13 protein-coding genes and 2 pseudogenes are annotated in these 17,352 nt (G+C 55.0%); 6 read left to right on the top strand and 9 right to left on the bottom strand.

The features are described 5' to 3' along the window. Positions 1-24: 24 nt before the first annotated feature. Complete coding sequence (locus AC2TDJ_RS13430) at positions 25-927, top strand: LysR family transcriptional regulator (protein WP_480842945.1); 903 nt, start codon at positions 25-27, stop codon at positions 925-927. Here the strand turns inward: AC2TDJ_RS13430 and AC2TDJ_RS13435 are convergent. Next, positions 924-1,805 (bottom strand): SDR family oxidoreductase, encoded by an 882-nt coding sequence (locus AC2TDJ_RS13435; protein ID WP_480842946.1) that lies wholly within the window; start codon positions 1,803-1,805, stop codon positions 924-926. The genes AC2TDJ_RS13430 and AC2TDJ_RS13435 overlap by 4 nt on opposite strands. Before the next feature lie 563 nt (positions 1,806-2,368). On the opposite strand from AC2TDJ_RS13435, the pseudogene AC2TDJ_RS13440 reads away from it, so the two are divergent. Next, positions 2,369-2,695: pseudogene (locus tag AC2TDJ_RS13440) on the top strand (DDE-type integrase/transposase/recombinase); the annotation flags it as partial. 307 nt (positions 2,696-3,002) lie between these two features. On the opposite strand, the gene AC2TDJ_RS13445 reads toward AC2TDJ_RS13440, so the two are convergent. Together AC2TDJ_RS13445 and AC2TDJ_RS13450 are read right to left on the bottom strand one after the other, a co-directional pair. After that, on the bottom strand, positions 3,003-4,085 hold the full coding sequence (locus AC2TDJ_RS13445) for a linear amide C-N hydrolase (RefSeq protein WP_480842947.1): 1,083 nt from the start codon (positions 4,083-4,085) through the stop codon (positions 3,003-3,005). 131 nt (positions 4,086-4,216) lie between these two features. After that, positions 4,217-4,570, bottom strand: a complete 354-nt coding sequence (locus tag AC2TDJ_RS13450; protein WP_480842948.1) for a glycine zipper family protein — start codon at positions 4,568-4,570, stop codon at positions 4,217-4,219. Between the two features lie 359 nt (positions 4,571-4,929). On the opposite strand from AC2TDJ_RS13450, the pseudogene AC2TDJ_RS13455 reads away from it, so the two are divergent. Beyond that, positions 4,930-5,029, top strand: a pseudogene (locus AC2TDJ_RS13455) (IS6 family transposase); the annotation flags it as partial. Between the two features lie 129 nt (positions 5,030-5,158). On the opposite strand, the gene AC2TDJ_RS13460 reads toward AC2TDJ_RS13455, so the two are convergent. The 6 genes from AC2TDJ_RS13460 to AC2TDJ_RS13485 form a co-directional block, all read right to left on the bottom strand. Then, positions 5,159-5,920: an IclR family transcriptional regulator gene (locus AC2TDJ_RS13460; protein ID WP_480842949.1), complete on the bottom strand. Its 762-nt coding sequence runs from the start codon at positions 5,918-5,920 to the stop codon at positions 5,159-5,161. A gap of 183 nt (positions 5,921-6,103) precedes the next feature. Beyond that, complete coding sequence (locus AC2TDJ_RS13465; protein ID WP_480842950.1) at positions 6,104-8,161, bottom strand: oxidoreductase; 2,058 nt, start codon at positions 8,159-8,161, stop codon at positions 6,104-6,106. 14 nt (positions 8,162-8,175) lie between these two features. Further along, positions 8,176-9,405, bottom strand: coding sequence for a Tm-1-like ATP-binding domain-containing protein (locus AC2TDJ_RS13470; RefSeq protein WP_480842951.1), 1,230 nt, complete (start codon positions 9,403-9,405; stop codon positions 8,176-8,178). A 24-nt stretch (positions 9,406-9,429) separates the two neighbouring features. Next, positions 9,430-11,895, bottom strand: a complete 2,466-nt coding sequence (locus AC2TDJ_RS13475; protein ID WP_480842952.1) for an FAD-dependent oxidoreductase — start codon at positions 11,893-11,895, stop codon at positions 9,430-9,432. 13 nt (positions 11,896-11,908) lie between these two features. Further along, a complete protein-coding gene (locus AC2TDJ_RS13480) occupies positions 11,909-13,261 on the bottom strand; it encodes an aminotransferase class III-fold pyridoxal phosphate-dependent enzyme (RefSeq protein ID WP_480842953.1) in 1,353 nt (450 codons plus the stop codon). Between the two features lie 14 nt (positions 13,262-13,275). Further along, the gene (locus AC2TDJ_RS13485; protein ID WP_480842954.1) at positions 13,276-13,932 is read right to left on the bottom strand and encodes a hypothetical protein; all 657 of its coding nucleotides are present in this window, start codon (positions 13,930-13,932) and stop codon (positions 13,276-13,278) included. A gap of 336 nt (positions 13,933-14,268) precedes the next feature. Between AC2TDJ_RS13485 and AC2TDJ_RS13490 the strand changes: the two genes are divergently transcribed. From AC2TDJ_RS13490 to AC2TDJ_RS13500, 3 genes are all read left to right on the top strand, one after another. Next, entirely contained in the window at positions 14,269-15,204 is a 936-nt protein-coding gene (locus AC2TDJ_RS13490) for a tripartite tricarboxylate transporter substrate binding protein (RefSeq protein WP_480842955.1), read from the top strand. A gap of 77 nt (positions 15,205-15,281) precedes the next feature. Beyond that, positions 15,282-15,821, top strand: coding sequence for a tripartite tricarboxylate transporter TctB family protein (locus AC2TDJ_RS13495; protein WP_480842956.1), 540 nt, complete (start codon positions 15,282-15,284; stop codon positions 15,819-15,821). 10 nt (positions 15,822-15,831) lie between these two features. Next, the gene (locus AC2TDJ_RS13500) at positions 15,832-17,352 is read left to right on the top strand and encodes a tripartite tricarboxylate transporter permease (protein WP_480842957.1); all 1,521 of its coding nucleotides are present in this window, start codon (positions 15,832-15,834) and stop codon (positions 17,350-17,352) included.

The following is a 17,352-nucleotide window of genomic DNA, read 5'->3' on the forward strand; positions in this document are numbered from 1 at the left end:
CAGATAGATGGAAGAGAACTTCCGATGCGCGCATCCTTCGAACAATTGGAAGCTTTCGTCACGACCCACAGCGAAGGTTCATTTTCCGCAGCCGCCCGAAAATGCAACAAAGCCCAATCAGTGGTTAGCACACTGGTCGCCAATCTTGAGGTCGATCTGGACGTTGAGCTATTCGACCGCAGCCGAAGATATCCGACCCTCACCAAGGCAGGAGAGGCGTTGATCTCAAATGCCGAAATTCTGCTGGAGCGCCGCAGTCGATTTCTGGCGGTGGCGGATGCCTTGTCCATGACCGTGGAGAACCGAGTGACGCTGGCCTTGGCACCGCACATAAAGCTGGCGAACCTGGGAGAGATCATTCGTTCCTTCAGCGATGATTTCCCATCTGTTGATGTCGAGATACAGTCATTCACTGCCGGTGAAATACAACGATTGGTCGTTCAGGGAGCAGTGGATCTGGGCATTATTCTGGAGCCCGAGGGCATCCCTCAAGCGCTGGACTTTCGCTCATTAGGCGCACTCAGGCTGGTCTGCGTCTGCCATCCGGAAAACCCGCTTGCGCAAATGCCATCGGTCTCTTGGGAGGAGTTGCGTCTGCATCGTCAAATATTGTTGAAGGAAGCCGACAACCCCAACAGCGCTATCCTTAAGGCCTCGCCATCAATTTGGCAGGTCAGTACTGCATCGGAGGCCATTGATCTGGTACAGGCCGACCTGGGGTGGTCGGCGCTGCCACTGCATGCGGTGGATGTCTTTGTTCAGACCGGTGCGCTGAAGATCCTGCCATTGCAATTCGAGACCAAACCCTATGCCGAACGCTCGGTGGATATGGTCTGGTCTTTCGAAAAACCCATGGGTCAGGCAACTGCCAAGCTGCTGGAGCAACTAACCGAAAACGCCGTCATTCAGAATTCCACTGTGACTTAAGCCTCGCCGCGAAGCTCCTTGGCGAAGGAGGTAATCGTGTATTTTGGTGATCCAAGGACCTTCCAGGTTTCGTCGGCCACCAGCTCCTCCTTCAGCTGCTGAACGAATGTTAACAAGTGTTCGATAAAAGCCGCTTGCTCTTCCGGTAACCCCATCTGGCCTACGGCCTCAATCGGCAATTGAATGACTTCTGCCTCGGGAGCAAATGCTTCCAGGAACTCGGTCGCCCCTTCGGTGTAGGTCTTGGCTTGCTGACCCTGAACGGCAAACTCTTTGTTTTTGGCCGCGTCGTTATCAATTGCATTGAAGACCAGTTCGGCCAAATCGCTGGAATTGGTGAACCAGATGGGATGCACGTGATTTCCGATTACGGCCAATTGGTTGTCCATCAGGAATTTTGGCAATGAGTCCAGGAAGAACGAGCAATAGAAGAATGTATAGGGAATGCCGGACGCCTTGATGGCGTCGATCCCGCCTTGGCGAATCGCATTGGTGCCATAGGCCATGCCTTCGGTCGAAAACTCAGGATATGCGGTGTCGACCCCTGCAATTTGCATGATGTGCTGAACGCCAGCCTGCTTTGCAGCCGCGACAACATTGATCACACCTTCCCGTTCGGTGTGGAAAGGCAGGGAGGTGTCCAAAGACTCGGTATTCAGTGTGATGTACAGGGTCTCGGTTCCCTGCAATGCTATTGTCAGGCTAGCCGGATCAGAAACGTCGCCCTGTACGAGTCGAACGTCAGCAGGCAGCTTGGTTCCGGCTGCTCTCGGGTCCCGCACGATGGCAGTCACTTCTGCACCCTTCTCGACAAGCTTTGCGGTCACGCGATGCCCCAAATGGCCCGTCGCGCCGATGATGGTGATCTTCTTGGTCATGTTGATATCTCCTGTTTCAGCGACGCTTCTACAGATTCGGTAGCGATGCGTTTAATTACAACCCATCTGTAAAACCGATACCATTTCAAACAAGATCATCTCGGTCATGGAAAGCTCATTGAAAGTGTGTGAGGCGGTTGCATACAGAGCCTGTGTCCTCTGCTCGCAACAAGATCGAATTTGGAAAGGCTTCCGGCTGCGCTATAGGGACAATCAGACAACCTAAAGGTATTGCAAACTAGTTTGCGCACCGGCTTTTGTGTCAGCGGCAAGGATGAGCATACCCTCCAAACTGCAGCGCCATGAGTGCGATCATTATCCTGCAAGATCATCATCTAACAGGTCTGGAAGTATCAAATTTCGCACTAATGCGTCGGATGTCGAGGATCAATCTACTGAGCGCGTTGTGACGTCAGCCGAGATTCAAGCGAAAACAGGTAAACCGGTTCAAAAGTAGTTTTGCCGACTATATCAAACTCGGCATGCTTTTCGACGGCGGTATATGGTATCTGGGTGAAGTTGTTGTTTCCATAAAAAGCATGACATTCTGACTATGGCCGTCGGTTGATGCGAAGGACGGTATTCTAGACATCCTGTTTCGAAAACAACGCGATGCGAAAACCACCAAGCGTCAGAAAAAGCGGCCAATCGTGCTGTTTACCACGTCAAGGGTCATGATCCCTGACAAACTACGAGTCTATACCAGTTCAATCCGCAACCCTGCCGCGAACACCGCGAATCATGCGAGCGAGGGTCACAACAATCGCATCAATGGATCGCATAGGCTTACTAGAACGCGAAAGAAACACATGGGACGGTTCAAGAAATCGTTGCCGGCCCAACAGTATCAAGTGCGTATTCCCAGAGGATTGCCGCGTGAATCCCGATAAGGCTGCCGCCCATTCTTATTGGGATTTTGCATCAAGGATCCCATGATCGGTTCAGTTCGATCTTCCGTCCACATGGCTAACGTCTCAACCCAAATCCTACCACTATGCCAAGCCGATTCATTCGACTTGTGGACCAACTATGCCTTCCGGACGTTGCCTAAAGAACCGAGATCAGGTTGCACTCGGGCCAGAACAAACAACTTGGCACCGCCCCGTTCCGCCCCGCAGCTCGATGCACAAATCAATAGACAGTCCAGGTCATCGAGCCGACACGGCGGAAACTTCCTTTGCACTAAAAAACGTGCACCTAGGGTGCAAGCCAATTGAACGGCTGAGCAGGTACAAATTGACCCGATACATCGCCCGCCAGAATCGGATGCCCCTTTAACTCCAGTTTTTGAGGCTCACTACCCTCTGACAGATCAAGCTTGTTGATATCGACCCAATACACGTTCGGGCTGATGGCGGACTCAAAGTAGTATCTTCCACTTTCGTGATCCGCGACAGAGCGCCAAACCGTCGTTGCGAGATTGGGTGCATCCGGGTCGGTGATCCCGAGGGGAACCGAGACATTGCGGATGATCGAAAAGGCGGCTGCGGTGGCCATTCGGCGATCCTCGAACTCAGGCACTGTTTCAAGATAGAAAGCAGCTCGCGTAAATCGATCTGCTGCACGATTTGTGCCCGGCAGCATAGACAAGCCACCCACCTGATCCCAATAGGCAGTCAAAGCAAGCTGCTCATCATAGGTTGGCGAGTTTGTCATGACCCGGTACTCGTCACCGTGATGCACAATGAGCTCGCCAGCGACGTATTCGAAGATCGCAGAATCCCCATTTTTATCCGACAGTGAAAGATGCAATCCAGCTTCATGGCCGTTAGGAAGACGTGGTGCCACCATAGCAAACGGCTGTGCAGACAAGCCCTCAACCGCTTCTGCGACCGTCGCGTAATTGTCGAGTGCAAACTGCGCCCATGCACCTACGGACAGCGTTGGCTTTCCTTCCGCAACACCGTAATCGGCTTCGGCCAGATAAAGCAGGTTCGCAACAAGCCCGGCTTCGTTCATGCCATCAACCGTGCCAATATCATAGCCGGACAAGGTGATTGATCCATATTTGGAGACCCATTCAATCGAACCTTCGCCCAGGCCTCCGTCCCGTTCCATGCCTTTGGGAAACGCCCAGAAATCTGATCCGACATCCTCGAACCAGTCCATGCTTCTGGCTGTGATGAAGCTGTTCGTTCCGGTTTTGTAGACTAATCGCGTGCAGGCATCGGCAGATACCGTCATTGCTGATACAGCGCAGATACCGCTGAGTCCGGCCAAAAAATTTCGAGCAGTATTTTTCATTTTGAATCTCCATGATGTGTTTCGAATGGCGACCAATGGGAAGATCGGGGGCTTCAGGGGCTCAAGTGTCGCGCAGAACCTGTAGAAACGCGCTGCGGTACGCTTTCCGGGCCCTCAAAGACAGCCCTATTTCTACTGAATTCCTCGACAAGCTGACATCGCAACCCTTACCCAATGACGCTGTGCCCACGGGCCTGCATGCAATTCACAAGAACCTGACGCTGGACCAACTCGTCATTGTATTGACCTTTGACAGAGCCAAGTATCCCGCCTGCGACTGCCCCACCAAGAGCATCATACCTATCCCCGATCATGGCGCCAGTGAGTGCACCGTCGATTGCGCCGAAGGTGGTGTCCATTCCCTTTTTGCCGGATTGGTAGTTTACAGCCAGAGCGGTGCAGTGCGCCTCGTCCAGAGCAAAGTTCGCATTTCTTGTACCGTCCACTGCAAGCGGTTTCTGCATCGGATACTGAGTGCAAGCGGTTACGCCAAGCACAGCAACGAGAACGAGTTTTTTCATGATCGCTTCCCTTCAAATCAAGGACATTGGCCTGAGTAACGAGTGTTCGGATCGGCCACTCTCTGAACACTGCTCACATAAGCAATCACGGTTTTGTTATAAGATTGATTCCGACAATTTGACGCTGCGTAAATAAGCTGCCGATCAATCAGGGCTCTCAAGCGACTGCTAGCAGCATGATACAGGCGTTACTAATCAGTGTCCCTGGTGATTGAATGACCACGCGCAACTGAATGTCACAAACGAGTTGAACAGGAGCTTTGTAGCACAGAGAGTTTGTCGAAAATTTCGCTTGGAATTCATACGGCTCGCAACTTGCGAACGTCAGCTTGCAATTTTCACTAACTGCCTGAAGGGGCAAGAGTGGCGCCAACATCACAGGCATCAAGGCCATCAACAAGATGCCAAAGGGATTTGGCTGCCAGGTCCTAAACGAGATGGTGAGGGAATTACTTGAACTACATGATCCTCAAAAGTCAACTCACGCACCGAGCCTGTCTGTTTCGTCAAATTGCGGAACGGGCTGCTCAACTTTTGGGTGCGGCGTGACACCTTCGTCCCGCAAGAAACTTCGCAACACAAGCCGGACTATGACTTTGCAACAGAACCCAACCCCGTCAGTGCAGTTTCCATCCTTGAAACGCCCTCACGTAGCAAAGGCAAAAGTTCGTCGCGACGTGAATCGGTAAGATCGTTTTTTGGAAGAGCTATGGCAATTGATCCCGCAGGATCAGTTGCATCCTGAAAGAAGGGCATCGCTATACTCGCGACGTCGATTTCAAAGGAGTTTTTGGTTTGGGAATAACCCTGATCTTTGAACTTCGCGGCCATTTTTTGAAGCTCCGTCTTTGACGTAACAGTGGCACCTGTCATTTTCTCGCGCTTCAGCTTCAGGATTTTGTTGGCAGTTTCATCACTCGCAAAGGCTAGAAATGCCAGTCCGGACGCCGTTGCATGATAAAACAGGACTTGAGACGGGATAATATTGATGACGTTGCCGCGTCTCGGAAGGCGATGCGCGATCGTTGTCATACCCTGCGCACCCGGGATGCTGACGTGAACTGTCTCATTTGCCTCCTCAACCATCCAGTCTGCGACCTCCTGTGCGGCGCGCACAATTGGAACCGTTGCTTCGCGAATCCTGGCAAGACGCAGGAAACCGTGTCCCAATCGATACTTTCGCGTATCTGCAGCCTGTTCGATGAACCCATGTTTGGAGAGCGCAACAAGCAGTCGGCGTGTTGCAGCTTTGTCGAGATCTGCCATTCTGGACAGCTGACTTAATCCGATTTCTGTGTTCTCCATTGAGAACTGGTCCAGAACGGAGAGAGCTTTGTCGACTGTTTTCATACGTTCGGCCGATGTTTGAGAATAGAGCACAGCGTAACAATCGCACCAACGATGTCAATATTGCACCAGTTATCTTAGTCTACTCTTTGCTCAGTTCACTGGAATGATATCGACTGAATGACGAGGTGGTGTCGAGCGCATTATTGCAAACACTGTTTTCTCGCTCTTTGCTAATTTGGCGAATTACCTGTCAAACAGGACAGGTGTCTCGCGCTTGTAAATGCCTGTGCTGGGCACATCACCAATCAAACGACGCGCTTCTGCATGGCCTGAGAACACTGCGGCCTGAATAATTCCCGGGGCCAGACAATCGCCGATGCCGGAAACCTTGCCGCGCAACTCGTCCACCTCTTTCAACTTGGTCAGCAAGCTGTCTTGCGGTTGTCGAGCGCCGACGGTGACCAGGTGCTTCGCCGCGATGGCGGGCAGGGCCTGGCCAGTGTCTGAGCGCATGACTTCCAACGATGATCCGGACCAGCTTTTGGCGGTCGTGTTTGGATACATTTCAACGCCGAGCGCGACCATCTCGTCCAGCACGCGCGGGCTTTCCAGCGTATACCCCATCCATTCCGCGATGGAGGGCAGCGGGCAGACGAGATGTACCTCGTGACCCTTCGCCGCGAGATGCCCCGCCAGCACGTTGCCCATGTAATAGTGATCGTCGTCATAAATGACTATGGGGCCATCGAAATCGGCGCCGGCCATCACGTCATCTGGCGTTTTCGCGTTTCCGTCGAACCCGTCGACCCCGCCGAACGCATTGGCCCCTGCCCCGTCGCCGCGCCACGTGGCGCCAGTGGCCACGACGATGTTGTCGGCTTGGAAATCGGCTACGTCTCCGACGGCGATATCACTCTCGGCGTAAAGGGACACGTTGCCCATCTGCTGCAATTGATACAACCGATAGTCCTTAACCCGGCCCCAAGCTGCGAGCCCCTTGAGTGCGCTTTCTTTCAGGACGCGCCCACCGAATTCGGAGGCGCGTTCGGCAACAGTCACTTCGTGCCCGGCCCGGGCGAGGGTCAGGGCGCATTCCAGACCCGATGGCCCGGATCCTATTATCAGCGTGTTCTCGCGGTGCGGAGCTTGCGGGATGATTTCCGGATGCCAACCACGACGCCATTCCTGGCTGATGGTGGGGTTCTGCGTGCACATCAACGGAACCGAATACGCGTCCGCTGAGACACAGATATTGCACCCGATGCACTCGCGGATGTCGTCGATCCGACCTTCCTTGATCTTGTTGGGCAGGAACGGATCAGCAATCGAGGGCCGCGAGGCACCGATCAGATCAAAGACGCCTTTCTTGACCAGGCTGACCATGGCATCCGCCGATGTATAGCGCCCGACACCCACCACGGGTTTCGTCGTCACCTGCTTGACATAGGAAGTGTATTTTTCCTGATGACCCTCATCGTCAAAGCGCGATGTGCCACTGTCGCGTGGCCAACTGGCGACGTTGACATCCCAAAGGTCGGGAACTTCTGCAAGACTCTCGATCACGGCGCGTGCTTCGTTATCGTATGTAAGCGGGCTTCCGGATTTGAAATCATGTGCCGGAATGCGGACGGCGACGGCCACCTCACCGGCGGCTTCCTCCATTGTGTCCAACAGAACTTCGCGCAAAAGACGAAGGCGGTTTTGAAACGATCCGCCATATTCATCAGTGCGTTTGTTATAAATCGGGTTCAGGAAATGCCAGACCAACGCTGCATCATGGGCTGCGTAGACATAGACCATGTCATAGCCCGCCTGTTTTGCGCGCTGCACCGCGCGGCGATGACTGTCCCGGAACGCCTTGATGTCAGATTTGTCCATCGCCTTGGACTGAATTGGGTTTTGTGGCTTCAGGATGCGTTGTGAAGACGGCCCCAACACGGGTGTGCCGGTGTCCATGTTGCGTGCGCGGATGCCGGTATGGGCAAGCTCTACGGCGGTAATGGCACCATGCTTTTTGACCCGTTCCACCATCATAGCGTGGGATTTCACATCCGTATCGTCCCAGAACTTCTCCATCGGAAGGTTGGAAATGTCCGAGGATGGGTCAATTTCCGCCACCTGCATGGAAATCACGCCCCATCCGCCTTCGGCCTTCATCTCGCGAATCCCGATGGAGCCGTTTGGCATCAGCGGGCTATGCCCGGTGGCGTGCGGAACTGAAAAGAATCGGTTCGGTGCGGTAACTGGTCCAATCTTTACCGGCTCAAACAGGATGTCGTAGCGTGGATCTCGGTCTGCCATTCCGTGTGCCTCTCTTATTTGATGGTGCCGACGGCGACCCAGCCATCAAAGATCTCCAGCACTTTGTCGGCAAAGGCCTGGTCGTTGATATGGCAATCGAGTTCAGTAAACAGGATTGGGTCCACCATTTGCTTGCGCATCTCATCGCAAAACTCGGCAAAGGCTTCGGGATCATGTGCCTCCTGACCTTCACGGTCCCATTCCTCGATGCCACCATTCGTAAGAACAACATGCGCAGGTGTATCAGAGGCTTTCAGACGCTTTGCCATCTCTCGTGCAGTCTCACGTCGTTCTTCGGCGTTCAGACCGGACGACTTGATCAACCGGTTATGTGCATGGAACGGGCGATCCTGGTACTGTTCGGGAATATCCTGCCAACCGGCGAAGTCGATCAGATCAAGACAGCCCGGCGCGATGATCTGCGGAATACCGGCGCGCCCCGCATTCAGCATTCGATCGTCACCGCCGTTGATCACCGAACCAGCCAGTAGGTTGCCAAGTTCAGGCAGCGCAAAATCCATTACGCAAGCAAACCCACCATTGCGCGCGATGCTTTCGTAGGCCATGCCTCCCATACCTGTGGCATGGAATATGGCCACTTCAAAACCGCGTTCCTCAAGCGCAGGCTTGAGGGCTTTCATATATTTCAGACAGGATGAACCAAGCGACGTCATGCCGATTGTGGGCCTGTCCCCCTTGGGCGGCTCAACGGCGCGTGCTGCGCCGAGTACGGCACCGGCCGCTTGGCTCAATGAGGATTTACAGACCGAGTTTAGACCGTAAAGCCCCCCGGCCCAGAGGATCATCTGAATATCCGCCGACAAGCGCTGTGGCTCGATCAGAGGCGAAAAAGACACTGTGGACACTACATATTTGGGCACGCCAAGCGGCAACGCCTGACATATATCGAGCGCGGCATCTGTACCCATCGTTCCGCCTAGGATCACCACGCCATCAAACTTTCCCTCTTCGAAAAGCTTGCGCGCAAGCGTGCTGGCTCCTTCGGCCATGATCTGCATCGCGGTATTTTCATCACCGCTGTCGATTGCCGCCTGAATCGTGCTGCCACCCGCCTCAGCAACATCATGCTTTGAATAGTCGACAGGTTTCTCAGGATCGCCCAGCACCGAAATATCCATGCTCAGCGTCCCGCCGCCCATGCTGCGGATGCGCTCCACCATGTATTCCAGCTCGTCATTCTTGGTATCGTAGGTTCCTACGACGAGTACAGTTTTGTCAGTCATTTATTCCTCCCTAATGGGCGCTCCTCAGCTGCGCATTATGTCTCCCTTCGGGTCGTAGAACGGCCCAAGTTGCGCAATGATCGGGTACGTCTTTCCGGCAATCTGCACCTCGAACCCACCTTCATCGATCCAAGATTTGGGTACGCCGTCCTCATTTTCGATCGTGGCCAATCCAACCATTGCTTCCAGCCGGAAGCCCCAATCGCCGGACGTCACATGACCCACGATCTCGCCGCCTTTCCAAATAGGCTCGTTATGGGTCAGGTATGGCCCCTCCTCGGCGGTCAGCCCCGGCACCATGATTGACACCATGCGGTGCTTGTAGGCGGGCCCCTCTTCGGTCTTTTGTCGCGTCAGGCGCGGCTTACCAAGAAAATCACCCGTTTTGTCGAGCTTCACAGCAAAGCCTAGACCTGTTTCGTAGGGCGTATCCTCTTCGGCAATGTCATGGCCGAAGTGGCGAAAGCCTTTTTCAAGTCGGCAAGAATTCATTCCAAACATGCCCATATGGCGCAAGCCGTGTGGCTTACCTGCCTCCATCAGGGCCTCATAGACGCCCGCCGTGAATTCTGTGGGGAACATCATTTCATAGCCAAGCTCTCCGAGGAACGACCGCCTGATCACCCAACCGCGGGCATGGGCCACATCCATTTCGCGTGCAGCACCAAAGGGGAAGGCATCGTTCGAGACATCATCTGTCGTCAGCGATCGCAGAATTTCGCGCGATTTCGGCCCGTGAATCGTCAACAGGCAGTATCCGGAGGTTGCGTCAAACACCTGAAAACTCCATGACGGATCGGCATGCGTCTTGATCCAATATTGATCACGCATCTGGCTTGGGTGGCCGGTAACCACCATGAAACCTTCCGGCGCAATACGGGTCACGGTCACATCTGCCTCAATCCCTCCCCCAGTATTGAGAAACTGGGTGTAGACCGAAGTCCCGACTTCGACATCCATCTGTGCGCCGCTCACATGGTTCAACATGCGTACGGCATCAGGACCTTGGACAAGAATCTTCGCATACATCGACTGGTCCAGGATCACGGCCGCGTCACGTGCGGCCAGGCATTCCTCCTTGATCTGCGCAGACCATGGTTTCCACCGAATTGACGGCTCATCGGACCAGTTGGGGTTCTTGGCGCCAAAGTACATTGGCACTTCCCAGCCAATGCGCTCGGCCATGACAGCACCTGCGTCTTTTAAGTCGCGATGTAACGGGACACGGCGTACGCCGCGTGCCGATTTGACCTGCCGCCCAGCCCACGCCAGCCCGTAGTGGAAGCCGACGCTTTCAGCGGCCCGTTCCTGATTGTAGCGCGTGTTGGATTGGAACGGATGCGCCCGCGCCGCCAGAAGCGGTCCCATAGAGCGAGACGGCGCTCCGTCGATCATCCATTCCGCCATGGTCAGCCCGGCCCCACCCGAATTCAGAATACCGTTCGAGTTCATGCCGGTTGCAAGAAAGACCCCCTCTAATTCGGGGGCAGGGCCCATATAGGGTCGCCCATCCGGCGTGAAGCTTTCCGGACCGCAGAAGAACGTCTGGATTCCCATATTCTCCAAAGAAGGCATACGGGCGAACATGCGCATCAGATCTTCTTCGACGTGCTCCATGTCAAACGGCAGTTCGTCAAACTCGAAATCGTCAGGGATACCGTCCTGTGCCCAAGCCTTGCCATACGCCTCAAACCCGCCAATTAGGATCTTGCCCGCGTCTTCTTTCCAATAGTTACGCTCTTCTACAATGTTCAGGATCGGCTGATCCGGGGGCAGGCCTTCTACAGGCTCGGTCACGATGTAGAAGTGCTCGGCCGCATGAAGCGGAACGGTAATTCCATGTGCTTTGCCAAAGAGGTGCGACCACATCCCCCCTGCCAGCAGTACCTGAGTCGTCGCAATTGTGCCCTTGTCCGTGACAACGCCAACGACCTTGCCGTCACGAATTTCGAGGTTTTCTACTTTGGTTTCCTCGAATACCTGCCCCCCTTTTTGCCGGGCGCCCTTGGACAACGCGATCGTCACGTCAAGCGGGTTGACCTGACCGTTCGAAGGCACAAACAGACCTGACTGCACATCATCGATGACCAGCGCCGGCCAATGCTCCTTCACGGCCTCCGGGGCGAGCATTCGGCTCGGTATGCCCATCCGAGCGGCATGATCATGCTGGCGCAACAACTGTTCATGCCGCACATCGCTGAGCGAGATGTTGATCGTACCGTTCTGCTTGTAGCCTGTGCCCTGCCCCGTTTCCTCTTCAAGGTCCCGGAAAAGCCGTGCGGTGTACTTGCCAAGCTCGGTCTGCGAATTGCTGTCGCGAAGCTGCCCCACGATCCCGGCTGCATGCCAGGTTGTACCGCTGGCGATCTTGCGGCGTTCGATCAACACAGCAGGCACGCCGCGATGCGCAAGGTGATACAGCGTCGACATCCCGATGATGCCGCCGCCAATAATAACTGCGGGCGCCTTCTCAGGAAAAGACTTGCTCATGTTCGATTTCCCTTTAAGCGGCGGCCAGGCCGGCATCGAGAGCCGACAGAACCTGTTGCACGTCCTCCGCGGTCAATACCAACGGCGGGGACAAAATGATGTTCGGGCCTGAAACGCGAACCATCACGCCATTGGCATAGGTCGTATCAAAGACCGTCCTGATCCGGGCAGCATCCAAGGGCACTTTTGTGTCTCGATCGCACACAAGCTCGAGAGCGTTCATCATGCCCTCGCCTCCACGCACATCGCCGACGATTTCGTGCTTGGACTTCAACGCCTCTAAACCTGCCATCATCTCGCGCCCTCGCGCGGCGGCGTTGTCCTTCACCTTCAGGCGTTGTGTTTCTGTCAGGCAGGCGATGGCCGCAGCGGCGCCGACCGGGTGGCCAGAATAAGTGTATCCGCTTGCGATATTGGCTTTTCCGGTGTCATCCGCTTCGAAGGTTTCGGTCAAATGATCGGCAATCATCACGGCGCCGAATGGGAAATACCCGTTGGTGATGGCCTTTGCCGTCACGGCGAAATCCGGTTTGACGCCCCAATGTCGCGAACCCGACCAAGACCCCGTGCGCCCAAAGGCGGTAATGACTTCGTCCGCAATCAGCAGAATGCCGTTCCGGTCACAAATTTCCCGGACACCGGGCATGAAGCAGGCATGCGGAGGAATAACACCGCCCGCACCCAGTACGGGCTCCATAATGAACGCGGCGATCGTCTCGGTGCCCTGAAAGGCAATTTCGTCTTCCAGAGCTGCAAGGCAAAGCTGTGCCAAACGTTCGGGGTCGGTCTCATTGAAAGGGTTGCGATATGTATAGGGGGCAGGAATATGGAAGCACCCGGGCATCAGCGGTTCATACTGTTTGCGAAAATTGGAGTTTCCGTTGACCGAGGCACCGCCGGTATGAGTACCGTGATAGCCCTTTTTCAGGCTCAGATACTTGGTTCGACCCGCCTCACCGCGCACTTTGTGGTACTGACGCGCAAGACGCAGCGCAATCTCGATTCCGTCGGATCCGCCCGAGGTAAAAAACGCGCGGCTCAGCCCGTCGGGTTCAAAAAACTCCTGCAACATGTAGCTGAGTTCAATTACCGCGTCGTTTGAGGTCCCGCGAAATGTTGAATAATACGGTAGCTGTTCAAGTTGCGCCGTTATCGCCTCTTTTACCGGTGCACAGGAATAGCCGAGGTTCACGTTCCAAAGCCCACCCACGGCATCAATTGTCTCATTTCCGTCCACGTCCACGATGCGGACATCCTTACCGCCGGTGATGATCTTCGGCGGATTGGCAAGGCTGTCGGCGGGATGCGCCATCGGATGCCACATGTAACGCGCGTTGTTTTCTTTCAGGAAATTGCTGTCCTTCATCCTGGTATCCTCTCCTAATGCCCAAGCGGGCGTTCAGCCTCAGCCGAGCTCGCACTTGGGTGCATTACGTCACAATGAACGGTGGTCATGCAGACGGCCTGCGCACCGTCGGTATTGCTTTTCTGGTCATCCAATAGAACGCAGTCTTGCGCCGACAGGCTCAATTCGGCGATGAAGTATTCATAAGCCGCCACTGGCTGTTTCAACGTTTCGTTTAAGGGCGTCTCGTGAATCGCATCTATTTTCGGCAAACAACCGCGCCGCGATTGGAACGCTGGACCGAAGAACAAATCAAGCTCGGCAAACAGCGTCGCAACGAAGTCTCCTGCCGAATTCACCCGCACCAGAGGCTGCAGATACTCGGGCCGGATCACCTCGTCTGGTTCGTCCCCTCGCGCGCCAACCGGCAGCCCAGTCATTTTCGCCCACGCCTTCGCGATAAATGTGCCGATCTCGCGGGATCTCGTCAGCCAACACTCGCGCTCCGAAACCTTTTTGGCCCGTATCGACACACTGAGCTGGCCAGGCACAGGCGTAATTGATCCGCGCCATGTCAGCTGGCCTGGTTTCAAACCCAATGCCCGTTCAATCAGACCACGTGGTTCGAACAGGGTATTTGGGATGACCTCCCTATAGTGCGACACCAGTGCATTTGTGCGGATTGTACTCATTTCTGTGCCTCACATCCGGTTCGAGGCCAGTGAACTGGGCCCTTGCAACAACTGACGATTCGCAAGAGCAGGTCTTTTGCGGCTCCATCTCGTGCAACTGTCCAAGGGGCGCACCTAGCAAGACGGGAGGCGTCCGGAGTTCTCGCGGCGACAAATACGCGTTCATTGCCAATGGCTTCCATGTACACGTCGTCTCCCTTCCTTTCATAAGCACTGTTTGCCGGCCGCGATTTGGCGGCAGTTGAGTTTCCTCCATCGTTGACAGAAGTTGATTCCTAGATCAATATATTTTACACCATCGGTGTGAATAATGCACCATTCAACAGGGAGACTAGAATGAAAAAGACATTGATCGCCGGCGCGGCAGCGCTCGCGGCGCTGATGCCGGGAATTGCCGTGGCTGAGTATCCAGAGAAGCCGGTTGAGTTTGTTGTGCCGTGGCCTCCGGGCGATGCCGAGGACGTGCTGACGCGGATGATCGCAGAGGACTTTCAGGCCAAATACGGCGTGCCAGCCGCGGTTGTAAACAAGCCAGGCGGCGGCGGCGGCCCATTCCCCGGTGCTGTTGAAGTCTCCAAGGCACCCGCTGATGGCTACACCGTCGGATCGTTCATACTCGCGGTTCCGGTGATTGGCCCCAACATCGGCATTCCGGAACTGAACCCGAACCCGTTCGAGCCTCTGGGTGCGTTTCTGACTTATCCTTTCGTGATCGTGTCAAGCAAGAACGCCCCCTATTCCAGCATCGACGAACTCGCCGCCTATGCAAAAGACAACGATGTCGTTTTGGGCCATTTCGGTGCGCCGTTGATCCCGACAAAGGTCACTTTCGCCTTGGCGCAACAAAAAGGGTTCACTTTCGCAGCAGATGCAGCTTTCGACATTCTGGACTGCAATTCGCTTGCTTCAGGCGATGTGGACGTCATGAACACGACGCTTCAGTTGGTTCTACCTTGCCTCGACGACATCAACGTTTTGGCATCCATTGGCGGCGAACGGATAGGTCTGACACCGGACACTCCGACTGTTGGCGAGCTGGACCCCGAACTGACCCTGGCCTTGTGGAACGGTCTTTTTGTTCACAAGGATACGCCTGCTGACGTGCGTGAGAAAATCATCGCTGTCGCTCAGGAAACCATGGCGTCCGAACGGGCACAGGACTTCATGGCGAAAACCGGAGCGCTTGTGTATTGGAAAAACGCTGAAGACACGGCGGCTCAGATCGAAGCGGATAGCGAAACGCTCGCCAATATCAACGCAATGCTGGAATAATCTCCAAGTCGCTTGGCACGGCGGTTGGCTGCGAGGCCAGCCGCACCACAAGACCGATCATCGTTGGGGAGGGGCAAATGATCAAAGCACGCACATTACAGGATCTGTTCAAACGCTATCGCCGACCAGGCGATTTGTTTTATGCCGGTATCTGTGTCGCATTCAGTTTGTTTCTAACTGTCAACTTGCCGTCCCAAACCACCTGGGCCTCGGGCACCAAACTTTTGGCGCAACCGGCATTCTGGCCCTACGCAGCCGTCATCACCATGTTGGTGTGCTCCGTCTTGCACCTAATCTCCAGCCTTGTGTCACCGCAACTCGATGGAAGATGGAAGGAGATTGGCTTCTGGTTGAGATCGGTCGAATTTGCCGGTTGGTTCATGATTTATGTAATCATCGTTCCGCAACTTGGGTACCTGCCGACAACCATCATCTTTGCGGTCGCTCTGGCATATCGCCTGAACTATCGCGGCCTCAAGTTCTTGGGTTCTGCCGCGCTGTTCGGTGCGGTCGTTGTCATCGTCTTTAAGTCATTCCTGCAAGTGAAAGTGCCGGGCGGAGCGCTCTATGAATACCTCCCGACCGCGTTTCGCTCTTTTTTCCTGACGTATTTCTAGGAGCCGAAACATGGAAACTTTCTTCTCAGGTGTCGAGCTTCTGATGCGTTGGGACGTCGTCCTTGCGCTTTTCATCGGCTCAATCGGCGGCGTGATTATCGGGGCCGTTCCTGGCGTAGGCGCGGCGGTCGCCATCGCCATCTTGCTGCCCGCGACTTTTTCGCTGGATCCGATTGTGGGTCTCACGATGCTCTTGGGAATTTACGGCTCATCGATGTATGGCGGCGCCTTGCCTGCAATCCTGATCAACACGCCCGGCACAGCCGTGAACGCGCTAACCACTTACGACGGTTACCCGATGACAAAACGTGGTCAGGCCCGTCGCGCGCTCGCGCTTGCCTATTCCGCTTCGTTCTGGGGCGGGATGTTCGGAATTCTCTGTCTGATCTTTCTTTCACCCGTCCTGGCGCTCGTGGCGCCGCATTTCGGAAGCCGTGAGATCTTCCTTGCTGCCCTGCTCGGCATTATCCTTGTGGTTCTGGCTCACCGGGGTCAGGTTTTTGCTGCCGGTGGATTGGCCGGGTTTGGCGTCCTGCTTCACACTGTCGGACTGGACGTCAAATACAATCAACGCATGACGTTTGAGCAGACATGGCTGACCGGCGGATTTGACCTGATCGTCGTTGTTCTCGGGCTCTTTGCTTTGTCGCAGGCCTTCTTGCTCTTGACCGAAAAAGACAGCGCCCCCGATCCGCAGCCGGTCGAAGGGTCGCTGGCCGCCGCCATGAAAGAAACATGGCTGTACAAACGTGTCGCAACCGTTGCAGGTGGTTTCGGAGTTCTGATGGGCATGATCCCCGGCGTAGGTGAGTTCACTGCGCAGTTCATGTCCTACACGTACGCTCGACGGACGTCGAAAACGCCCGATGATTTTGGCGACGGCGCCCCCGAGGGTCTGATTGCCTCGGAAGCCGCCAATAATGCAGTACCCGCCGCCGCCATGATTCCGCTTCTGGCGCTAGGCATTCCGGGCGAGGCGCTTACTGCAATGATGCTGTCCGTTTTCTATGTTCACAACGTGATTCCGGGACCGCAGTTGTTCCAAAGCCAACTGGACTTCGTCTACGCGCTTTATGTGGCGATGATCCTGCTAAACGTAATCGTCATCATCTTCCTGATGTTCTCCACCAACCTGCTGACTAAGATCATCCAGGTGCCCACGCGGTTCCTTGGCATGATCATCCTGACGCTGAGCTTTGTCGGCGTCTACAGTTTGCGAAATTCCGTGGTCGATTGCGCCATTGCGGCAGGCTTTGGAGTGATGGGGCTGGTCCTGAAGCGTCTGAATCTGCCCATAGTACCCATCGTCCTCGGTATGGTCCTGGGTGGCATCATGGAGGTCAAACTCCGCTCGGCCATGATCCGGGTGAATTCGCCGATGGATTTCGTGGACCGGCCAATTGCGGCAATTCTTGCTGCGCTTATCGTACTCGTAATCGTGATGCATATCCGCACCTTGCGCAAAGAGCATGTGGCTCGGTTGGCCGAATCCGAAATTGATCACGAAATACATGACACTCAGCAAAGGTAG

This window comes from Ruegeria sp. HKCCD6647-2 (genome assembly GCF_057221075.1).